20 protein-coding genes and 3 tRNA genes are annotated in these 20,429 nt (G+C 35.5%); 7 read left to right on the top strand and 16 right to left on the bottom strand.

Annotated features, from left to right (window positions below; translation table 11 throughout):
- Positions 1-41: 41 nt before the first annotated feature.
- From ftsH to O3655_RS09125, 15 genes are all read right to left on the bottom strand, one after another.
- Positions 42-2,000, bottom strand: a complete 1,959-nt coding sequence (gene ftsH / locus O3655_RS09195) for an ATP-dependent zinc metalloprotease FtsH (RefSeq protein WP_042903093.1) — start codon at positions 1,998-2,000, stop codon at positions 42-44.
- A gap of 15 nt (positions 2,001-2,015) precedes the next feature.
- Positions 2,016-2,558 carry a hypoxanthine phosphoribosyltransferase gene (hpt, locus tag O3655_RS09190; RefSeq protein WP_371641312.1) on the bottom strand — a complete coding sequence of 181 codons (543 nt, stop codon included), beginning with the start codon at positions 2,556-2,558 and terminating at the stop codon, positions 2,016-2,018.
- A 4-nt stretch (positions 2,559-2,562) separates the two neighbouring features.
- On the bottom strand, positions 2,563-3,840 hold the full coding sequence (gene tilS / locus O3655_RS09185) for a tRNA lysidine(34) synthetase TilS (RefSeq protein WP_042903092.1): 1,278 nt from the start codon (positions 3,838-3,840) through the stop codon (positions 2,563-2,565).
- Entirely contained in the window at positions 3,837-5,105 is a 1,269-nt protein-coding gene (locus tag O3655_RS09180) for a serine hydrolase (protein ID WP_042903091.1), read from the bottom strand. Before O3655_RS09180 ends, tilS begins: the two co-directional genes overlap by 4 nt.
- Entirely contained in the window at positions 5,098-5,220 is a 123-nt protein-coding gene (locus O3655_RS09175) for an SP_0009 family protein (protein ID WP_000429343.1), read from the bottom strand. The genes O3655_RS09180 and O3655_RS09175 overlap by 8 nt, the downstream gene beginning before the upstream one ends.
- A gap of 4 nt (positions 5,221-5,224) precedes the next feature.
- Positions 5,225-5,593: a septum formation initiator family protein gene (locus O3655_RS09170; RefSeq protein WP_125453773.1), complete on the bottom strand. Its 369-nt coding sequence runs from the start codon at positions 5,591-5,593 to the stop codon at positions 5,225-5,227.
- The gene (locus O3655_RS09165; protein ID WP_001234975.1) at positions 5,586-5,852 is read right to left on the bottom strand and encodes an RNA-binding S4 domain-containing protein; all 267 of its coding nucleotides are present in this window, start codon (positions 5,850-5,852) and stop codon (positions 5,586-5,588) included. The genes O3655_RS09170 and O3655_RS09165 overlap by 8 nt, the downstream gene beginning before the upstream one ends.
- Before the next feature lie 57 nt (positions 5,853-5,909).
- Complete coding sequence (gene mfd / locus O3655_RS09160; RefSeq protein WP_371641311.1) at positions 5,910-9,413, bottom strand: transcription-repair coupling factor; 3,504 nt, start codon at positions 9,411-9,413, stop codon at positions 5,910-5,912.
- Positions 9,414-9,983 (bottom strand): aminoacyl-tRNA hydrolase, encoded by a 570-nt coding sequence (pth, locus tag O3655_RS09155; RefSeq protein WP_000163919.1) that lies wholly within the window; start codon positions 9,981-9,983, stop codon positions 9,414-9,416. It abuts the gene before it with no gap.
- Between the two features lie 73 nt (positions 9,984-10,056).
- Complete coding sequence (ychF, locus tag O3655_RS09150; protein ID WP_001218693.1) at positions 10,057-11,172, bottom strand: redox-regulated ATPase YchF; 1,116 nt, start codon at positions 11,170-11,172, stop codon at positions 10,057-10,059.
- Positions 11,173-11,256: 84 nt separating this feature from the next.
- Entirely contained in the window at positions 11,257-11,451 is a 195-nt protein-coding gene (locus O3655_RS09145; protein ID WP_000285184.1) for a DUF951 domain-containing protein, read from the bottom strand.
- Positions 11,452-11,515: 64 nt separating this feature from the next.
- Positions 11,516-12,652, bottom strand: coding sequence for a DNA polymerase III subunit beta (dnaN, locus tag O3655_RS09140; protein ID WP_042903086.1), 1,137 nt, complete (start codon positions 12,650-12,652; stop codon positions 11,516-11,518).
- Between the two features lie 158 nt (positions 12,653-12,810).
- The gene (dnaA, locus tag O3655_RS09135) at positions 12,811-14,172 is read right to left on the bottom strand and encodes a chromosomal replication initiator protein DnaA (RefSeq protein ID WP_000660625.1); all 1,362 of its coding nucleotides are present in this window, start codon (positions 14,170-14,172) and stop codon (positions 12,811-12,813) included.
- A 216-nt stretch (positions 14,173-14,388) separates the two neighbouring features.
- Complete coding sequence (locus tag O3655_RS09130) at positions 14,389-15,147, bottom strand: ParB/RepB/Spo0J family partition protein (RefSeq protein ID WP_084945029.1); 759 nt, start codon at positions 15,145-15,147, stop codon at positions 14,389-14,391.
- A 57-nt stretch (positions 15,148-15,204) separates the two neighbouring features.
- Positions 15,205-16,401, bottom strand: a complete 1,197-nt coding sequence (locus O3655_RS09125; protein WP_042903085.1) for a S1C family serine protease — start codon at positions 16,399-16,401, stop codon at positions 15,205-15,207.
- A gap of 185 nt (positions 16,402-16,586) precedes the next feature.
- Between O3655_RS09125 and rlmH the strand changes: the two genes are divergently transcribed.
- The 7 genes from rlmH (at position 16,587) to O3655_RS09090 (ending at position 19,764) form a co-directional block, all read left to right on the top strand.
- A complete protein-coding gene (rlmH, locus tag O3655_RS09120; RefSeq protein WP_042903084.1) occupies positions 16,587-17,066 on the top strand; it encodes a 23S rRNA (pseudouridine(1915)-N(3))-methyltransferase RlmH in 480 nt (159 codons plus the stop codon).
- A 43-nt stretch (positions 17,067-17,109) separates the two neighbouring features.
- A tRNA-Arg gene (locus O3655_RS09115) sits at positions 17,110-17,183 on the top strand.
- A gap of 164 nt (positions 17,184-17,347) precedes the next feature.
- The gene (gene comC / locus O3655_RS09110) at positions 17,348-17,473 is read left to right on the top strand and encodes a competence-stimulating peptide ComC (RefSeq protein WP_000799678.1); all 126 of its coding nucleotides are present in this window, start codon (positions 17,348-17,350) and stop codon (positions 17,471-17,473) included.
- Positions 17,474-17,493: 20 nt separating this feature from the next.
- Positions 17,494-18,813, top strand: a complete 1,320-nt coding sequence (gene comD / locus O3655_RS09105; protein WP_371641309.1) for a competence system sensor histidine kinase ComD — start codon at positions 17,494-17,496, stop codon at positions 18,811-18,813.
- Positions 18,810-19,562, top strand: coding sequence for a competence system response regulator transcription factor ComE (comE, locus tag O3655_RS09100; RefSeq protein ID WP_000866079.1), 753 nt, complete (start codon positions 18,810-18,812; stop codon positions 19,560-19,562). The genes comD and comE overlap by 4 nt, the downstream gene beginning before the upstream one ends.
- Positions 19,563-19,613: 51 nt before the next feature.
- Positions 19,614-19,685, top strand: a tRNA-Glu gene (locus O3655_RS09095).
- A gap of 5 nt (positions 19,686-19,690) precedes the next feature.
- A tRNA-Asn gene (locus O3655_RS09090) sits at positions 19,691-19,764 on the top strand.
- A 35-nt stretch (positions 19,765-19,799) separates the two neighbouring features.
- On the opposite strand, the gene O3655_RS09085 is transcribed toward O3655_RS09090, so the two are convergent.
- Complete coding sequence (locus tag O3655_RS09085) at positions 19,800-20,342, bottom strand: TetR/AcrR family transcriptional regulator (RefSeq protein ID WP_049477913.1); 543 nt, start codon at positions 20,340-20,342, stop codon at positions 19,800-19,802.
- Positions 20,343-20,429 lie beyond the last annotated feature (87 nt).

Below are 20,429 nucleotides of genomic sequence, written 5' to 3'. Positions count from 1 at the left end.
TCACATTAGAACATAAAAAGAGAGGTTAAACCTCTCTAAATTTATTTTTCTTCACTCATTTTTGATTTTACTTCATCATAAGATAGTGCATGGGATTCCTCTTCTACTGTCTCAGGCATTTTCCCTGTTTCGTAAAGAGATTTAATCTGTGTACTATCTAATGTTTCGTATTTCAACAATGCTTCTGCAATCAACTTATGAGTTTCACGATTTGATTGGATGATTTCAGCTGCTTTGTTTCGTGCCTCATTTAATAATGAACGAACTTCCTCGTCAATCTCATAGGCTGTTTGTTCTGAAATTGATTTTTGAGGACTTTGTGCACCAAACATAGCATGATTACCTTCGTATTGAACTGGGCCAAGTTTTTCACTCATACCGTATTCAGTGACCATTGCACGCGCCATCTGTGTAGCTTGTTCAAAGTCATTTGAAGCTCCTGTCGTTTGGACATTAAAGATAATCTCTTCAGCTACACGACCACCCATCAAACCTGCTAATTGTTCTTTCATGTCTTCCTTAGATAGAAGCATTTGATCCTCTTTCGGAAGCGCAATCATGTAACCACCTGCACGTCCACGTGGTACAATGGTAACTTTATGAACAACACGGGCATTTGACAAGACTAAACCAACAATAGTATGTCCAGCCTCATGATAAGCAACCAATTCCCGTTCTCTTTGTGATACTGTTTTATCCTTCTTAGATGGTCCAGCAATCACTCTGTCTTCTGCCTCATCAATATCTGAAGCATCAATGACTGACTTGTTGCGACGGGCTGCAACCAAGGCTGCCTCATTTAGAACATTTTCCAAGTCAGCTCCCACAAAACCTGGAGTTTGTTGGGCAACTAGTTTCAAATCCACATCGTCTGCCAGAGGTTTATTTTTAGCGTGAACTTTCAAGATTGCTTCACGACCTTTAACATCAGGGCGACCAACTAAGACTTTTCTATCAAAACGTCCTGGACGGAGAAGAGCTGGATCTAGAACATCTGAACGGTTCGTCGCAGCGATAACAATAATTCCTTCATTTCCCTCAAAACCATCCATCTCAATCAAGAGTTGGTTCAAGGTTTGTTCACGTTCATCATTACCTCCACCAAGACCGACACCACGTTGGCGACCAACGGCATCAATTTCATCGATAAAGATGATGGCTGGCGCTGCTTTTTTTGCATCCTCAAAAAGTGAACGAACTCGGCTAGCCCCAACTCCGACAAACATTTCTACAAAGTCCGATCCTGAGATGCTAAAGAATGGAACTCCTGCTTCTCCAGCAACCGCCTTAGCAAGTAAGGTCTTACCTGTTCCCGGAGGTCCCTCTAAAAGAACACCCGCAGGAATACGCGCACCAAGTTTGGTAAATCGTTTTGGATCTTTTAGGAATTCAACAACTTCAACTAATTCTTGTTTTTCTTCCTCGGCACCTGCAACATCTGAAAATCGTACCTTGATATCTTCTTTGTTAGCAGCTTTGGCCTTGCTACGTCCAAAACTCATTGGATTTCGGCCACTATTTCCTCCCATATTTCCCATCATAGAGAATAAGAAGAAGAAAAGAATAGCAAATGGCACAACAGAGACAAGGATATTGATCCACATACCGCTTGAACTCTCATGTTTGACTGTTACTTCTGCCTGATGTTCAGAAGCAAGTTTTTGCAATTCTGAAACTGTTGAATCAGACGGAAGAATAGTACTTGAGAATCTTTCTACTGTTGTAGCTGTAGGAGTGAAAAATTGAATTCCCGTTTCTTCTTTACTAGTCTTAGGATTTTTATAAACACCAGACACTTCAATGATGCTACCATTTGGCTGATAGGTTAATTCTTTTACATTGTCTGCAGTAATTTCTTTTACCAGTTCTGTATAGTTAATTTTTTCGCTTCGTCCAGCAGTATTTCCAGAGTAAAAATACTGGAATCCTGTCACTAGGAAGAAGATAATTAACAAGTATAGAAATGGATTTCTAACTAAACCATTATTTTGTTTTTTCATTAAAGGTAAATCTTTCTAATTTGAATAAACTTCTTCTTTCAATACTCCGACATAAGGAAGGTTACGATAATTTTCTTTATAGTCCAAACCATAACCTACTACAAACTCATTTGGAATAGTAAAGCAAGTGTAATCCGCTTCAATTTCAACAACACGTCCCTCTGGTTTGTCTAACAAAGTCGCGATTTTAACAGAAGCTACTTCTCTTGCAATAAACATATCTCTCAAACTCTTCAAAGTTTGACCCGTATCAATGATATCCTCTACAAATAAAACATGTCTTCCTTTGATATCTTGAGTCACGTCTTGCTTGATATTGATGACACCACTACTTGCTGTTCCACCATGGTAACTAGATACCATCATGAAGTCCATCTCGATATGCGTATCAATATGTTTGACCAATTCAGCCATAAAAGGAATCGATCCTTTCAGAATTCCAATAAGAATTGGATTTTTCCCCTCATAGTCTTTGGTTAATTGTTCACCTAGCTTTTTAGCCGCTTCTGTAATTTCATCATGTGAAACGAGGATTTTTTTAATATCGTGTTCTAACATCTTTTTACCTATCTATTTTTTCTATATAAATTACAGTGTTCATTATATCATTTTTCGTGTTTTTACTCAAATCACTGGTCGCAATTCCTGAAATTGAGACAATTTCTCCAAATTGCTCAATAATAGGGGTTGTTTTTCGTTTTTCAATAGGGATTTTTAAATCTATAAATAAGCGTCTCAGTTTCTTTCGATAACCATTCAGCCTAATAATATCGCCAGGTTTTCGACATCTAATATATACAGATGTTTCCCGTGAAACCGTTACTTTTTGAACAAAATCCCCTTCAATAGGAATGCCAAAGGAAAATAAATAGCCCTTATATCGAACTTGATTTTGATAGTGTAACACAAGTTCATCTTCCTTTTCATCGGCCTGAGGACTGATTTTACAAATTTGAAACCGTTGATACTCTTTTATCAATTCGTAGCCATTTTTAAGAGAATGACGATACTGACTTTTCGTTGCTAAAATCTGTCGAACTTCAGCAAACTGAGCCTTTGTCAGATTTAAGTCTGGAAATTGATTAAGATAGTTTTGGAGCAAGATTCCTTGAGTTTGTTGAGAGTATGAAAATAGCTCATTCAAATCTTCCACATCAATTTGTTTCGAAAGTTCCGTTATTGTTGCTTGGTAATCTGAAATTTCCCTTCCTAAATCTAAAAGGGCGGATTTAAGACGAGGATTTTCTTTTTCAAGCTCTGGTAAATACCTATTCCGAATGCGATTGCGAAAATAGGTATTTTCCTGATTTGTTTGATCTTCAAAATGAACAATTGGTGGAAAATCCTTTTTATGAAAATGCAACAAGGGACGAATGATTTCAATTCCATCAACTACTTGACTTTCTTTTATTCCTGTTAAATAACGGAGCCGACTTCCTCGAATCAAGCGCATCAAAATCGTTTCAACTTGATCATCTGCATGGTGGGCAGTAACCAAGGCAGTCGCTCCAATCTCTTTCATGATTTTCCTAAAAAAATCATAACGAAACTCTCGAGCACGCGCTTCTGAAAAGTCTCCTAAGAAGCTTGTGATATAAATAGGAAGTTCAGCTGCATCAGCTAACTTCCTTAGTTCATTTTCCTCCCAGTCAGATTCCCTTCTCTGCTTGTGATTGACATGTGCTAAAATCAACTCAATTTCTAACTCATTTTGATAAGTAGACAATAGCTGGAATAAAAACATTGAGTCCAGTCCGCCAGACAAAGCTAATACGACTTTAGAATGTTTTTTGAAATACTCTTTTCGGAGAAAATGATTTAAAAAATCCTGGTCCCTCATTTTAGAACCTCATAGACATCCTTAGCTATCTTAGTAATGGTGTCATAATCAGAATTTTTGGTAAAAATAGAAAGAACAAAAGGAGAGTCCGTATAGACAATGGCAGTGTCATGTTTAAACTCATCGGCATCTCCAATTTTATGAGCTACCTTAACCGAAACACCTTTTGCGATTCTTTGGTTGTCAAAATCAGTCTTACTTAGAGACTCTAAGACAAAACCATTCTGATTATAAATAGCTTCCATGACCTTTCCAGCCATTTTTGAAGAAGTCAATTTATCATTCACATCCCAATCTTCGCCCATAATGGTGGACATTTTTTCTTTGAAAGCTCCGTCAGATTGATTGGTCACGTAATAACCTAAAATATTATGAGCAACATTGTCAGACTCTTTTGTTACCTTGGTAATTAACTGTTGAAGACTGTATTCTTTGTTATCTTCTTTTTTAGGTAAGCTACCACTACCTTCTGGTTTATAGGACCCAGGGAAACTATTTACTTCCGGGACATACTTGAAGCTACTCTCTAGCGTATATTCCCCTTGATTTATCTTATCTTGAGCGTAATAAAGGTAGGCTAGTTTCAAGATGCTAGCTGCATAGAGTTTGCTGTCTTCATTCACCCCAGCCTCTTTACCTGTACTCAGTTGTTTAACATAAATAGAATAATTTTCATTCTGATAGTTGTTTGATAAAATTTCTTGAACCTTCTGGATGCGATTGTCTTCTTCTGAGACGAACTCTTTTGATACCCACCCAACTTGATCAATATGAAGAAATTCTTGTCCCTCAGCAAAGAGAGTTCTATCCACCGTTACAAGTTGATAGGGAGAGAGAGATGAAGAAATTTCTTTCGCATCATAGGGGCTGTTATAGATAACAAACCCCGGCTCCAACCATACTTGTCTATTTTGAGTTTGAACTTGACTTTGATCATAGACCAAACGCTTATCTGCAAGGATAAACTGGTGATTATCTAATTTAAAAACAGGAACACCTTGTCTATTTAAACGCCATTCTACGATTTTAAAGGCATTTCCAAGAGTTAATTTACCAGACTCCTTGACAAGATCCTCATTAGCATAGACTGCTGTTTCTCCATATACCATTGGGGATTCCAGAGTTTCCTTATAGTAGAATCCATAATCAGACTCAGTTAGATAATAAATTTCTTGTGAAGAGTAAGGAAGCTGTTTTTCTGTGCTAACTACTCTTGAGGTTATGATAAAAGCAGGTAGCAGTAAAACTACTAAGAACTTACGCATTCTTCTCTTCCCTTTCTTCTTGTAATCGTAATAAATGGTTTTTAGCTGCCAATTCCTCTAATTTTTCATCTGATAAACTTAAAAATTGCTCAACAACTTCCAATAAATTTTCCATGACATTACCTCGGAAGCAAATCAGGAATAGTGTAAATTGCTTCTCGTTTCTTTGAGTAATAGTACTTGGCGCGTGCATACTTTGCTACATAGTCTTCATCTTTTAACTTTGCAGCAAAAGCAGATTCCTTATCCTTTTCGTCACTAAGAGTTTGGAACTGCTCTTTCAACTCTGTCAATTGCTGACGGCGTTGCAGTAACTGATCATAGCTTTGAGCCAAGTTATAAGTTGGTAAAATAAACAACAAGATCATCAAAATAAGGACCCAACCCATAAAACGATTCCTCTTTTGTCTCTCCTTCATCAGATAACGACGACGTTGATGTTCATTTTGAATAAAAGAATTATTCATCTGTACAATATTTTTAGACATTTTCTTCTACCCGTGTTTCACTGAGAATTTCATACATGCCTGCTGCATCTTCTTTTTTTGTACTATCTTTCATTTCTAGTACTTTAACAAGCAACAACTTATTTCCAAAGCGAATTTCAACTTGGTCATCAACTTTCAAATCCGTTGAACTTTTGGCCAAGATTCCGTTCACCTTGATTCTACCTTTATCTGCTACTTCTTTTGCGACTGTACGGCGCTTAATAATTCGTGATACTTTTAAATACTTGTCTAATCTCATTTTTATTACCTCAAATTATTATTGTACCATTTTTATCCTTTTTATAGAAGAAAAATGTTAAATGGGATTTGCTTCCTTTGATTCTTTTATCTCTAATAAACTTTCTCCAAAAATCAGCAAACCTTCTAAAATTTCATAATCCTTCTTGTTTCGGACATCAAATACAACTTCCATTAATCCCTTATTCTCAGCTATAGCTGCTTTTAAGTTCGTTGCAGATAAGGCTTTAAAATAATCTTGAGCCAAGAATAGTCGTTGAGTGACTTTTTCAAATTGAACTGTAATCTTGTTATCTTTTCTTTCCACACGTTCTACAAAGACCTTGTCCAAATATGACTTAACCAAACCAATCTCTAAAAGGTAGGCTACTACGTCTGGGTATTCTCCAAAGCGGTCCATCAATTCTTCTTGTAGTTCTTCATAGTTGACACGATTGTCAATTTGACGAATTTTCTTGTAAATTTCAATCTTATGTCGTTGGTCAGAAATATAAGTATCAGGAAGATAAGCATCAATTTGTAAAATCAACTCAGCATTTCCTTTGGTTCTTTTATTCCCATTACCGTTCCGTTTAGCAATAGCTTCCTCTAATAACTGTGAATACAATTCAAAACCAACAGAATCAATGAAACCAGACTGCGATTTTCCTAGGAGATTTCCTGCTCCCCGAATCGAAAGATCTCGCATAGCAATCTTAAATCCTGAGCCTAATTCTGTAAATCCCTTAATCGCTTCTAATCTCTTCTCAGAAACTTCACTAATTGATTTTTCTGGACGATACATGAGATAAGCATAAGCAATACGATTACTACGACCGACTCTTCCTCTTAATTGATACAAGGTTGACAAGCCCATATGGTCTGCATTTTCAATAAATAAGGTATTGGCATTTGGAATGTCTACCCCTGTCTCAATAATAGTAGTCGTCACCAAAATATCATACTGACCTTCAATGAAATCAAGTAGAGTATTTTCCAACTGAATTTCACTCATTTGTCCATGAACATACCCAATCGAAGCCTCTGGAACCAACTCCTGTAATTCTGAAACCTTCTGGTCAATCGTGTCAACTTTATTGTAAAGATAGTAAAGTTGACCTCCACGCTCCATTTCACGCAAGACAGCATCACGAATGACACTATCATTCTTCTCTAATACATAGGTTTGAACAGGATAGCGATTGGTTGGAGGAGTTTCAATAACAGACAAATCTCGAATTCCCAGCATAGACATGTGGAGAGTACGAGGGATTGGCGTTGCTGTCAAGGTTAGAACATCTACTTGTTTTTTTAGTTCTTTCAAAGTTTCCTTATGCTTAACCCCGAATCGCTGCTCTTCATCAATAATCATCAAGCCCAAATCAGAAAACACCACATCTTTTGACAAAACACGATGCGTTCCAATCAAAATATCAACTTGACCATTCTTTAATTTTTCAAGTGTTTCTGCCTGCTCTTTTTTACTTCTAAAGCGACTCAACACATCAATATTAACAGCAAAATTTTGGAATCGTTCCTTAAAATTCGTATAGTGCTGTTGCGCTAAAACCGTCGTTGGAACTAGAACGACCACCTGTTTGTGATCATTGACTGCCTTAAAAGCAGCACGCATTGCTACTTCAGTCTTCCCAAAACCAACATCTCCAACCAAAAGTCGATCCATGGGGTGAGAATCCTGCATATCTCTCTTGATTTCCTCAATACTGCGAAGTTGATCATCTGTTTCAACATAAGGGAAAGCATCATCAAAAGCATGTTGCTCATCATCATCAGCTGAGAAAGCAAACCCCTTCAACTGACTACGCTCAGAATAAAGCTTGATTAAATCGTCAGCTATATCCTCTACTTGGTTCTTAACTTTTTGCTTGGCCTTTTTGAAATGACCATCATTTAATTTATTAAGTTTTGGCGCTTTCCCATCACTTGAAACATATTTAGACAGTAACTGAATCTGCTCTACTGGGATGGAGATTTGGTCACCATTTTGATACTGTACACTGACATAATCACGGTGAATCCCTTTGATTTCAATTGTTTCGATTCCTAAATATTGACCAATTCCATGGATATGGTGAACAACGTAGTCCCCTTTTTCAAGTTCATTATAATCTTTTAATCGCTCTGCATTTGAAGCATGTTGTCTTCTAAACCGACGTTTTAATTTCTTTTGAAAAATCTCATGTTCAGTAATCAAGAGAATTTTTTCATCTACAAAATGAAAACCATGTCTTAGATTACCCTCAATCAAGTTTACAGATTCTTTACAGATACTTGACTTATCTCTGGAATCCAATTTGATCTGATATTCCTCTAAAACATCCTCCAACGTCTTACTTCCCATTGAATTGCTAGACTGCAAAATAATAGTGTAGTCCATTTTTTTGTATCGCTCAATTTCTTCTTTTAAAAATGAAAATTGATTGAAAAACTCTTGCATGGGGTATTGATTAAATTGATAAATGTGATCAAACTTAAGATTTCCTAAGCCCTTTTGCAGATTAGAGAAAAAGGTAACTGGACTTTGCTTTTTATAGGTTTGCTCTGTATCTGCAAAATACTGCATCTCAGAAAATGATTTACCATTCTGTAAATCTTCTGTAAAGTATTGCGCTAATTCTCTTCCAAAGACTTCATAATGATTCATCAATTTTTGATAGTCATCAAAGAATACTGGTGTATCTTTTTCAATATAATCAAATACAGTCCATGTTTTATCGTAACATAAGGACAAAAACTTTCGACTATCTGAATGTACTTGTTTTTGATGAAAACTTGACAAAATCTCTTCTAGATAGGATTTCAAAATCGGCGATAGAGTTTTCGAAATTTGCTTTTCTAAAGCTGACTGACCTCGTTGATAATCCTTTTCTCTCAAAAGTATGTCGCTAGCTGGAAAGATAGTGAGGTTTGTCTGATTTTCTTTCGATAATTGTGTTTCAACTTCAAAAGTACGAATACCATCTACTTCATCACCAAAAAACTCGATTCGAAAAGGTTCTAACTGAGACATCTCAAAAATATCTAAAATATCTCCTCGAATACTAAACTCACCTTGGGTCTGTACTTGTGTAACTTTGCGATAGCCTATTTCCTTTAATTTGTGAAGAAGGTCATGTTGATCATATTCTTCACAAACTGCAATTTTTATAATACTTTCTTTAAATCTAGTCGGAGAGGGTAGAATCAATCGACTCGCTGCGATATTACAAACTAAAATCCCTTTCTTAGACGGATCACTCAAAAAACGCAAGGCTTCAACCCGCGAAATGATTTTTTCTTGCGAAGACATCAAAAACTCTACCATAGGAGAGTCATCTACTAAAAATGGATAGACAAATTCCTCTCCTAAGAGAGAAAGAAGATCACTGATAATTCGTTCTGCTTCTCCATAAGTCGAGGTCAGTAACACAACCTTATTTTCTTTTTCTAGGCTGCTTGCAATTGCAAGAGCCTTAGTAGACGTTGATAAACCAAGTATTAGTTGTCTTTTCTTATCTATCAGATTTTGATGCCATTTTTCTATCTGATTATTTTCTGAGAATAAATCTAATAAAGTCACCATTTATCCATTATACCTCTGCATTGTTTTCTCAAAGTTTTTCTCTTGTAAATAGTAGTTTACAGCATCGTCAACCTTGTCAATAGACTGTAAAATACCCACATAGTCATCCTGTTCAAACTTACTTAAAACATGATGAACAACCGACATGCCTTTTTTAGGTCTTCCAATACCTATTTTAATACGGTTAAATACCTGAGTCCCTATATGTTGAATAATAGACTTGATACCATTATGCCCACCTGCTGAGCCCTTTGCTCTTAAACGAATTTTCCCGACTTCCATGTCAAGGTCGTCGTAAATAACGAGTAAATCTTCAATATCCAAACCATAGTAAGTCAATAAAGCATGAACCGCTTTTCCACTTTCATTCATAAATGTTGTTGGTTTGACCAGATAAATTTTTTCTCCATTGAAGAAAAAAGATGCTAGATCAGCTTGAAATATCTTGTCATGTGTAAAGGTGACATTTTGTTTTTTAGCTAGTTGGTCAATCAACATAAATCCAACGTTGTGCTTGGTTTCAAAATATTTATCCCCTGGATTTCCTAATCCAACAAGTAATTTAGTCATTTATTTTCCTTTCAAAAGCCAAAAGGGTTGGAATTTTTTTTCCAACCTAATTGACACTATTTATTAAATGTTATTAAACATTAAAGCGGAATTCCATGATATCGCCATCTTGAACGATATATTCTTTTCCTTCTTCACGCAAACGCCCAGCTTCTTTTACAGCCTTTTCAGATCCATATTTCACTAGATCCTCATATGACATTGTTACTGCACGAATAAACCCTTTTTCAAAGTCTGAGTGGATAATACCAGCTGCTTGAGGAGCTTTCATCCCTCGCTTAAAGGTCCAAGCACGGACTTCTTTTTCACCAGCTGTGAAGTAAGTTCCAAGCCCAAGCAAGTGATAAGCTGCACGAGTCAACTTGTCAACGCCTGATTCAGTCAAACCAAGTGCTTCAAGAAACTCTTGCTTATCCTCATCGTCTAACTCAGAAATTTCTTCCTCAGCACGCGCAGAAATAACTACCACCTCAGCATTTTCTGTCGCTGCAAATTCTCGAATTTGCTTCACATAGTCGATAGAATCTGGATCTGAAACTACATCTTCATCTACATTAGCAACATAAAGAACTGGTTTAGTAGTCAAAAGGAAAAGACCCTTAACAACTTTTTGTTCCTCATCTGTGAATTCAATGGTACGAGCTGATTTTCCATCTTCAAGAACTGGTTTAATTTTTTGAAGAATGTTAAACTCTGCTACTGATTCTTTATCTTTTTGCGTACGTGCCATCTTTTCTACACGCGCATAGCGCTTATTGACTGATTCTAAATCAGCAAGAATCAACTCCAGGTTAATGGTATCAATATCTGCAAGTGGATCCACAAAGGCGTCTTCACGTCCTTGCTCACGCATAACATTTTCATCATCAAAAGCACGAACTACATGAACAATCGCGTCTACTTCACGAATATTGGCCAAGAATTTATTACCTAGACCTTCTCCTTTTGATGCTCCTTTTACAATCCCTGCAATATCTGTAAATTCAAAGGTTGTTGGGACTGTCTTTTTAGGTGTAATCATTTCTGTTAGTTTTTGTAGGCGTTCATCTGGAACTTCCACCATCCCAACGTTTGGATCAATAGTCGCAAATGGGTAGTTTGCCGCCTCTGCTCCTGCTTTTGTAATTGCATTAAAAAGGGTTGATTTACCAACGTTTGGCAAACCAACGATGCCTGCTGTTAAAGCCATAGTTTCTCATTCTCCGTTCTCATTTCAATCCCTAACATTATAACACAAAAAGGGAAAACTTGCTAACCCTCTAACTAAGGGTTCTTAGTCAATAATCTTATTCATTTTTCGTTCAAAATCATAGCGACTCATCATGACAAGGTGGTCACAATTGCTACACTTTATTTTGATATCTGCCCCTACACGTGTAATTTCCCAACGATTAGCCTTTTTGCCTGTTGACTTGATGGTACAAGCGTGTGGTTTTTTCATCTCAACAAAATTTCCAACTTGATACATACTACTCTCCTTTTCTTTTTTGATTATATCATAAAAGAGGCGAGCCAGGCTCAACCTCTTTCACTTAATTTGTTCGAACTGGTGTGATAAGCTGCATGAAATCTTCGTCAGTATCTGCTGGCACAAGAGTAAATGGACGAACTGATGAGATAAAGCTAATAGTCACCTTTTCGCTATTTAAAGCCTTGAGGGAATCAATCAAGTAAGTTGGGTTAAAACTAATAGTTAAATCATCCCCGGTCACCTGCTCCGTATCGATTTCTTCGTTTACTTTACCAACCTCTGGAGAGTGAACATGGGCGCTAACAACTCCACCTTTAATTTCAAGCTTCACAGTACCATTTTGAGTCGCACTTGATAAGAGACGTGCACGCTCCATAGATTGACGCAAATTAACCACATCAAAAGTAATTGTAGTGTTAAAGTCTGTTGGAATCAAGCGATCTGTATCAGGATAATTACCTTCTAGGAGACGAGTGTAGAAGCTAATATTTTCGCTTCTAAAGAGGATTTGATTATTTGCAAAGAAAATCTCTACAGTTTCAATATCATCTGTAAATACCGCTGAAAATTCGCGTAGAGAGCGGCTAGGAATCACCACATCGAAATCATCTCCATTTTTTTCAAGAGTCAATTTCTTCTGGCTAAGGCGGTGTGAGTCTGTCGCAACTGTTTTTAGTTCCTTGTGTTTGCTCAATACAAAATGAACACCTGTTAAGATGGGACGACTTTCTTGCGTACTTGCAGCAAATGCTGTTTCATTGATAATTTTCTTGAGTAGTTTTGTTTCAAGAACCAAAGGTGTGCTAGCTGAAATTTCTTGGATACGAGGATACTGTTCGCTATCTTTTCCTTTTAGGGTAATTTCTGATTTCCCACTGGTTAAGACAATTTGTTTTTGTTCAATCTCTTTGAAATCTAGCGTTACATCTGGAAGACTAGATACAACATTGATAAAGAAAGAAGCTTCAAGAAGAATCGAACCCAAAGAAGTGATCAAGAGACCAGCATCCTCATTCTTTTGAGAAATGAAATTTTCAATAGAAATTTGACCGTTTGAGCCAATTAAAGTAATCCCTTCATTGGTAACGTCAATTTTGATTGTTGATAAAATTGGAATAGCATTTTTAGAGCTTATTGCTCGTTTTGTGGTATTTAAGGCTTGTAGAAATAAATTTTTATTAATTGAAAAATGAATCATGGATTCTCCTTTATTTATTTTTAGTATTAAAAAGTTAATAGTAATAATAGAGTGTGTGAATTCTGTGGAAAACTGAGTGCTATTTAGTAAACTTAAGCTTCTAAGCTTGTTTAAAAAATGTGGATAAAAAAGATAAGAAAGGAAAACTTATCCACAAGCTACTTAATTTTCTTTTTGATTGCTTCTATTTCTAAACGTAAATTATCGTCTTCGTCAATCAATGATTTGATTTTAGCATGGGCATGAATAACGGTGGTGTGATCCTTTCCGCCAAATTCTTTTCCGATTTTTGGAAGACTGTTATCTGTCAGTTCTCTAGCTAGATACATAGCAACCTGACGTGCCAAAACGATGTTCTGAACTCGTCTCGTCCCCTTCATTTCTTTGACACTCACTCCATAAAAATTACCAACTTCAGTTTGGATTTTCTCAATTGGAATAACAAGTATCTGGCGGGCGTCTTGCTTACGTGCTCTAATAGCTTCCGCAGCAATATCAATAGTAATATCCTTAATCTTCTTCACTCTGGCAATTAAAGTGATATCGTTGATTGCTCCTTCCAATTCTCGAACATTTGAATCAAATTGGCCAGCCAAGTATTCCAGAGTATCACTTTGGAAATGGTAATCCAAGTGCTCTGTTTTACTTTGAAGAATGGCGATACGTGTCTCAAAGTCAGGAGGGGTGATATTTTGCGTCAATCCCCAGCTAAAGCGTGTAACAAGTCTTTCCTCAAGGCCTTCTAGGTGTTTAGGACTTCGATCACTGGTTAGGACAATCTGTTTCTGCTTATCATGAAGAGCATTGAAGGTATTGAAAAATTCTTCCTGGGTCGCAACTTTTTTGCCACTGAGAGATTGGATATCATCGATTAACAAGAGATCAAGACTACGGTAAGTCTTTTTGAACTTTTCCATTTCCCCAAGTCGCAAGTGTTCAAGAAAGTCATTGATAAAGCTTTCGGCAGGAATGTACTTGACACGCGCATCAGGAATATTTTTCAAAATCTCATTTCCAATCGCATTGAGTAAGTGAGTCTTTCCAAGACCAGGTCCTCCATAGATGAAAAGAGGATTATATGTCAGAGCTAAATCTTCAGATACCGCTAGTGCAGCAGATACCGCCCAAACATTCCCATCACCTTGAATAAAGTTATCAAAGGTATATTTTTCTTTTAACCCTGTTTCAGAATAGGGAATCGTTGGTAGTGCAGGTGTATAATCGTAAGTAGAGACACTATTCGTATCATTTACTTGAGGAGATTCTGTGCTCTGAGGTTTAGTGAAAATATAGTGAGGTTTGATTTCAGAATCATAAATTTCAAAACCAGCAGCAATGATAATATCTTTTAATTGCTTTTCCCACACCATTTCCATCTCTGATCTCGGTAGAAATATAGTAGCTGTGTTTTCTTCTACTTTGATGAGTTCAGCAGGTGTAGCATAGAAATCATACATAGATCGTGTCAATCTTTCTTGAGCAAATTCTAAAATACGATTCCAAAATTGCTTTTCTTTCAACTAGTTTTCCTCCTTTACTATGATTTTAGTAGTTTAGTGCTAGACTTATTTTACCATAGATAGTAGGATTTTTCCACAGATTGGGGAAAAGAATCCACAATGTTAGCAGTGTTTATCCACAGGTTGGGGATAAATAGAAAAATCCTTGATTTAGTAGGCTTTTTGATAAAAAAATTGGTGGATAAATTTGTGGGTTGAGAAAATAAAAGAACAGCCTTATTTCAGGCTGTTAATAATTCTATCGTATTCTTCTTGACTTGAAAAGGAGATAATAATCTTTCCGGTATCTTTTTTTGAAAGTTTAATTTCTACACTTAAACCGAGTAGTTTTTTTAATTTATCTTCTTCGTCTTTGATGAAAGAATCACTTTTTTTTTGCTTCTTGTGTTTTTTCTCTGTAAGAAGTGCTTCTAGCTTTCTCACAGAGATGTCTTCATTTTTAATTAGTTGAAAGAAATAGTCTTGCTGCTCTTTGTCCAAACCAACTAGTGAACGTGCATGCGCTTGAGAAATTTTTCCATTTTCTACTTCAGTTAAGATATATTCTGGTAGGGAAAGTAAACGAATAAAATTAGTGATATAAGGACGAGATTTCCCCATTTTATCCGCTATCTCAGTGTGAGTAAATCCTTTTTCTACTAAAGATTCGTAGGCGCGTGCTTCTTCAATAGGATTTAAATTTTCTCTCTGCAAATTCTCAATGATAGATTGGATCATCATTTCCTGATCTGAGAGGTGCTTTACAACGGCTGGAATAGAAGTAAGACCAGCTAAGAGAGAAGCCCGATATCGTCTCTCTCCTGCAAGGATTTCATAACCAATTACAGGAGATTGACGAACGATGATTGGTTGGATGAGCCCATTTTCTTTGATTGACTGAGCTAATTCCTTTATTTTATCTGCATCAAATTCTTTCCGAGGTTGGTAAGGATTCTTTTGTATTTCAGAGATAGAAATCATTTCAAATTTTTCCATGATTCTACACTAACATATCTTTTACTTTCTGTAAAGTTTTCTTTACACTGATGTCAATTAAGACTCTAAATCACTAGAATTCTTATCTAGTTTAATTGAGGTTGTTTCCTCCTTACCATTACGGTAGTAGGTTACTTTGATAGTATCTCCAATAGCATGATTGTAAAGAGCGTGTTGTAGGTCTGTTGATGAAGCAATCTCTTTATCGTCAACTTTGGTAATGACATCGTATTTTTGAAGATGTCCATTTGCTGGCATATTGTTTTGAACAGATCGAACAACTACACCTGAAGTGAGGCCACTTGGAATGTTAAGTTTTCTAAGATCACTAGCTCCAACATTTGACAGATTAACCATTTGAATTCCAAGAGCTGGACGAGTCACTTTACCATTACTTTCAAGCTGTTTAATGATATTTTGTGCATCGTTTGAAGGAATTGCAAAACCAAGACCTTCTACAGATGTTCCACCATTACTTGCAATTTTACTTGATGTAATCCCAATTACTTGTCCTTGAATGTTTACAAGTGGACCACCAGAGTTACCAGGGTTAATGGCTGTATCTGTTTGAATGGCTTTTGTTGAAATAGCTTGACCATCTTCAGATTTTAGAGAAACATTTCGATTAAGACTTGAAATAATCCCCTGTGTAACTGTATTAGCATATTCTGAACCTAAAGGACTACCAATAGCAATCGCTGTTTCTCCAACACTAAGTTGACTTGAATCTCCAAATTCTGCGACTGTTGTAACTTTTTCGGAAGAAATTTTAACGACAGCAATATCAGAGAAGGTATCAGATCCGACAATTTCACCAGGAACCTTAGTACCATCTGCTAAGCGGATATCAACTTTTGAAGCTCCATTGATAACGTGAGTATTAGTTACAAGATAGGCATCTTTATCATCCTTTTTATAGATAACACCTGATCCCTCACTTGCGATTTGTTGATTGTCTGAATCAGAATTAGTTTCGTCAGCATTAAATACACTACTTTGTCTACTGCTAGAAGAAGAATAAGTAATGATTGAGACAACAGCATCCTTAACTTTATTTACTGCTTGAGTGGTTGAATTTTCATTCTTATAGGATGTTTGAGTGACAGTGCCAGAATTATTATTTGTAGCTTGATTTCCTTGTTTTTGATAAAGTTGTAATGTTACGAAACTTCCTAAGGCACCACTTAAAAATCCGATTAGAATGATTATTAGAACTTTAACTCCTTTTTTGTAAAATTTTTGTAAGTGTTTCATAAACGCCTCCGTTTGTTATTTATTTACTCAGATTATAAACCTATTAACTTAATCCAAACTTAAAAGCTTAAAGTTTTACACAAGTTGTGGATAACTCGCTTTATTCTGTGAATTCACTAGTAATTTTGAATGATTTTTGTGTGTATAAGATGTGAAATGAAGTGTGGATATGATAGAATAGAAGAATGAAAATAAAAATTGTAACAGTAGGAAAATTAAAAGAAAAATACCTTAAAGATGGAATTGCTGAATATACCAAACGAATTTCACGTTTCGCCAAATTAGAAATGATTGAGCTCACTGATGAGAAGACACCTGACAAAGCCAGTGAATTAGAAAATCAAAAAATCTTGGAAACAGAAGGTGAAAGAATTCTTTCTAAGGTTGGAGAAAGAGACTTTGTCGTTGTACTAGCCATTGAAGGAAAAACATTCTCCTCAGAGGAATTTAGTAAGCAACTAGAGCAAGCTTCTATCAAAGGATATTCAACGCTTACTTTTATCATTGGAGGAAGTTTGGGTCTAGCTCCTGTTGTAAAAAATAGGGCCAATCTTTCTGTCAGTTTTGGCCGTCTGACATTACCACATCAGTTAATGAGATTGGTTTTAGTTGAACAAATTTACCGTGCTTTTACAATTCAACAGGGTTCTCCTTACCACAAATAGAAGATTGACTTAGCTCTTGTTTTTTGATAGAATGGTCATGTTAGGTCTCATAGCTCAGCTGGATAGAGCATTCGCCTTCTAAGCGAACGGTCGCAGGTTCGAATCCTGCTGGGATCAATTTTAGATGCGAAGCTGGGGTAAATCCCAGCTTTTTTCTTAAAAAAGTGCGTTTCAGGTGCAAAAATGTACAGTTGGGAAGAATTTTTTCTTACATGGTCTTCATTTTGTATAATAGGTGTGTAAGTTAACTTACAAGAAAAAATAATACAGGAGATTTCATTATGAAAAATACAGTAAAGTTGGAACAATTTAAAGAGGTAACAGAGGCAGAATTGCAGGAGATTCGGGGTGGAGATTGGAGAATTTCAGAAACAATTCGTAATCTTATTTTTCCAAGAAGAAAGTAATGAAATAAAGGTAGAGAGTAATGGATTTATTTGGATTAGGGATAGCTATTTTTTATTTTCTCATCATTAGCAAAAGTTATGAATGGATTTGTAAAATAAATAGAAAAGAACAAATTGTTTTTTTCTGTTACACATGTATCTCAGTTTTTATACTTGAAGAAATTATTACACTAGTATTTTCTAATAGTTTTGCTTTGTCTAAATTTTTATTTCCTTTGGTTGTGTACCTTTATTTAAGAAAGTTAAAGAAGTCTGAAAAATACAAAGCTATTTTTATCAGTTTACTACTGTCTTTATTATATCACAGTACTCATACTTTTATATCCGTAACCTTATCTTCTATAACAGGAGATGAAGTAGTATTACATTATAAAAGTACATTTCTTTTAGTAGTATTGTTGATGACTTATTTTTCTATTCTAATAATAATTCGTTATTTTCATCTGGATATTAAATATTTTGATAAAGATTATCTGTACCCTTTTTTAAAAAAAGTAATAGTTGCTTTCTTTGGTTTGCATATCTTATTATTTATTTCAGATATAGTAAGTACAACTCATCATTTAAATAGCTTCGGAAGTATTTTATCAACCATTGTTTTTATTTGCTTGTTATTGATTTTCTTTGCAATGAATTCTCACAAGGTTCAAATTGAAAAAGAGATTGCTCTAAAACAAAAGAAATTTGAACAAAAGCATTTACAGACTTATACTGATGAAATTGTGGAGTTGTATAATGAAATTCGAGGTTTTCGTCATGACTATGCAGGGATGCTTGTCAGCATGCAAATGGCGATTGACAGTGGAGATTTACAAGAAATTAACAGGGTTTACAATGAAGTTTTAGTAAAAGCAAATCAGAAATTGAGGTCAGAAAAATATACTTACTTTGATTTAAATAACATAGAAGATTCAGCTTTACGAAGTTTAATTGCTCAATCGATTGTCTATGCACGAAAAAATGATGTAGAGTTTACATTGGAAGTAAAGGATATCATTACTAGACTGTCAATAGATTTACTTGATCTTGTTCGTATCATGAGCATTTTATTAAACAATGCTGTTGAAGGTGCTGCAGATAGTTATTTGAAACAAATGGAAGTTGCAGTCATTAAAATGGATTTTGAAACAGTTATAGTTATCCAAAATTCATGCAAAATCACTATGACACCTTCAGAGGATCTATTTGCCTTAGTTTTCTCTACCAAGGGAAGAAATAGAGGTCTAGGACTCAATAATGTCAAAGAGATTTTAGATAAGTATGACAACATTATCTTAGAAACTGAGATGGAAGACAACACATTTAGACAAATTATTAGATTTAAGAGGGAATTCGAATGAAAGTATTAATTTTAGAAGATGTTATTGAACATCAAGTGAGACTAGAGAGAATATTAAATGAAATCTCGGAAGAATCGAATATTCCTATTTCATATAAGACAACAGGAAAAGTTCGTGAGTTTAAGGAATATATCGAAAATGATGAAGTAAACCAGCTTTATTTCCTAGATATCGATATTCATGGAATCGAGAAAAAAGGCTTTGAAGTGGCTCAGTTTATCCGTCATCACAATCCTTATGCTATTATTGTCTTTATTACCAGTCGATCTGAATTTGCTACCTTAACTTACAAATACCAGGTATCAGCTCTAGATTTTGTAGACAAAGACATCAATGATGAATTGTTCAAAAAACGCATCGAGCAGAGTATTTTTTACACTAAGAGCATGCTGCTTGAAAACGAAGATGTTGTAGACTATTTTGATTACAACTATAAAGGAAATGATTTGAAAATTCCTTACCATGACATTTTGTATATCGAAACCACAGGAGTTTCTCATAAACTTCGGATTATTGGTAAGAATTTTGCTAAAGAATTCTATGGAACTATGACAGATATTCAGGAAAAGGACAAACATACCCAGCGATTTTATTGCTCCCATAAATCTTTCCTTGTCAATGTGGGAAATGTGAGAGAAATTGATCGAAAGAATTTAGAAGTTGTCTTTTATGAAGATCATCGTTGTCCAATTACTCGTTTAAAAGTCCGCAAACTAAAAGATATTCTAGAGAAAAAATCTAAAAAGTGATTGACAATTAGTAAGAAATTGATATAATGGTTATATCTGCTACAGATAGATGGTCCGTTGGTCAAGGGGTTAAGACACCGCCTTTTCACGGCGGTAACACGGGTTCGAATCCCGTACGGACTATTTTATCCGCCATAGCTCAGTTGGTAGTAGCGCATGACTGTTAATCATGATGTCGTAGGTTCGAGTCCTACTGGCGGAGTCAGATAAAAAAAGAACACCATTGGTGTTCTTTTTTTATCTGACATCACCTAACATTTTCATAAGGAAGTCTGTCATTTCTTGCGGACTTTCTTTTTTTCCGTGAGCAATCCAAGTCTGGCAAACACCAAATAGGGCATTTGTTAGATAAATGCTACTGTATTCTAATTCAATTGGAGTGAGTTGTAGTTTCATAAAGCGTTTCTGAAGGTCGGTACTAAGCATAATGTGAAGCTTATTTCTCAAGAAATTTTGGATTTCTTTTGTCCCATTTTCAGATAAGAGTGCAGCCAAGAGTGGCTCAGACTCTAAATATTCAAATACTTCTAAAATAGCATCTCTTTTGTGATGAGCATGTTTTTGGAAAATATACTCAAAGGTATGGAATAGCTTACTTTGGTAGAGTTCAATCATATCATACTTATCCTTGTAGTGAGTGTAAAAGCTAGAACGACTAATTCCGGCTTTTTCTGCTAACTTGACAGTAGAAATTTGATCAAAGGGTTGGTCCATCAATAATTGAACCATAGCATTTTCGATAATTCGTTTTGTTTTTAACCGTTTGTTACTTTCTTTCATAATTCCTCCTCGTACACAAAAATAGACTATGTGTCTAAAAAAGTATTTTTCACCTTGTAATTTAGATTTATTGATGTATAATCTATT

This window comes from Streptococcus sp. 27098_8_70 (assembly GCF_041432215.1).
In the GTDB taxonomy this organism is placed as follows: Bacteria; Bacillota; Bacilli; order Lactobacillales; family Streptococcaceae; genus Streptococcus; species Streptococcus oralis_CP.
Note: the sequence above shows the minus strand (reverse complement) of the source record. Positions and strands in the feature narration are given on the sequence as shown.

Bases quoted from the DNA above. Each gene is read 5' to 3' on its own strand.
- ftsH (WP_042903093.1), bottom strand. From the start codon at position 2,000: ATGAAAAAACAAAATAATGGTTTAGTTAGAAATCCATTTCTATACTTG.
- hpt (WP_371641312.1), bottom strand. From the start codon at position 2,558: ATGTTAGAACACGATATTAAAAAAATCCTCGTTTCACATGATGAAATT.
- tilS (WP_042903092.1), bottom strand. From the start codon at position 3,840: ATGAGGGACCAGGATTTTTTAAATCATTTTCTCCGAAAAGAGTATTTC.
- O3655_RS09180 (WP_042903091.1), bottom strand. From the start codon at position 5,105: ATGCGTAAGTTCTTAGTAGTTTTACTGCTACCTGCTTTTATCATAACC.
- O3655_RS09175 (WP_000429343.1), bottom strand. From the start codon at position 5,220: ATGGAAAATTTATTGGAAGTTGTTGAGCAATTTTTAAGTTTATCAGAT.
- O3655_RS09170 (WP_125453773.1), bottom strand. From the start codon at position 5,593: ATGTCTAAAAATATTGTACAGATGAATAATTCTTTTATTCAAAATGAA.
- O3655_RS09165 (WP_001234975.1), bottom strand. From the start codon at position 5,852: ATGAGATTAGACAAGTATTTAAAAGTATCACGAATTATTAAGCGCCGT.
- mfd (WP_371641311.1), bottom strand. From the start codon at position 9,413: ATGGTGACTTTATTAGATTTATTCTCAGAAAATAATCAGATAGAAAAA.
- pth (WP_000163919.1), bottom strand. From the start codon at position 9,983: ATGACTAAATTACTTGTTGGATTAGGAAATCCAGGGGATAAATATTTT.
- ychF (WP_001218693.1), bottom strand. From the start codon at position 11,172: ATGGCTTTAACAGCAGGCATCGTTGGTTTGCCAAACGTTGGTAAATCA.
- O3655_RS09145 (WP_000285184.1), bottom strand. From the start codon at position 11,451: ATGTATCAAGTTGGAAATTTTGTTGAGATGAAAAAACCACACGCTTGT.
- dnaN (WP_042903086.1), bottom strand. From the start codon at position 12,652: ATGATTCATTTTTCAATTAATAAAAATTTATTTCTACAAGCCTTAAAT.
- O3655_RS09130 (WP_084945029.1), bottom strand. From the start codon at position 15,147: ATGGAAAAATTTGAAATGATTTCTATCTCTGAAATACAAAAGAATCCT.
- O3655_RS09125 (WP_042903085.1), bottom strand. From the start codon at position 16,401: ATGAAACACTTACAAAAATTTTACAAAAAAGGAGTTAAAGTTCTAATA.
- rlmH (WP_042903084.1), top strand. From the start codon at position 16,587: ATGAAAATAAAAATTGTAACAGTAGGAAAATTAAAAGAAAAATACCTT.
- comC (WP_000799678.1), top strand. From the start codon at position 17,348: ATGAAAAATACAGTAAAGTTGGAACAATTTAAAGAGGTAACAGAGGCA.
- comD (WP_371641309.1), top strand. From the start codon at position 17,494: ATGGATTTATTTGGATTAGGGATAGCTATTTTTTATTTTCTCATCATT.
- comE (WP_000866079.1), top strand. From the start codon at position 18,810: ATGAAAGTATTAATTTTAGAAGATGTTATTGAACATCAAGTGAGACTA.
- O3655_RS09085 (WP_049477913.1), bottom strand. From the start codon at position 20,342: ATGAAAGAAAGTAACAAACGGTTAAAAACAAAACGAATTATCGAAAAT.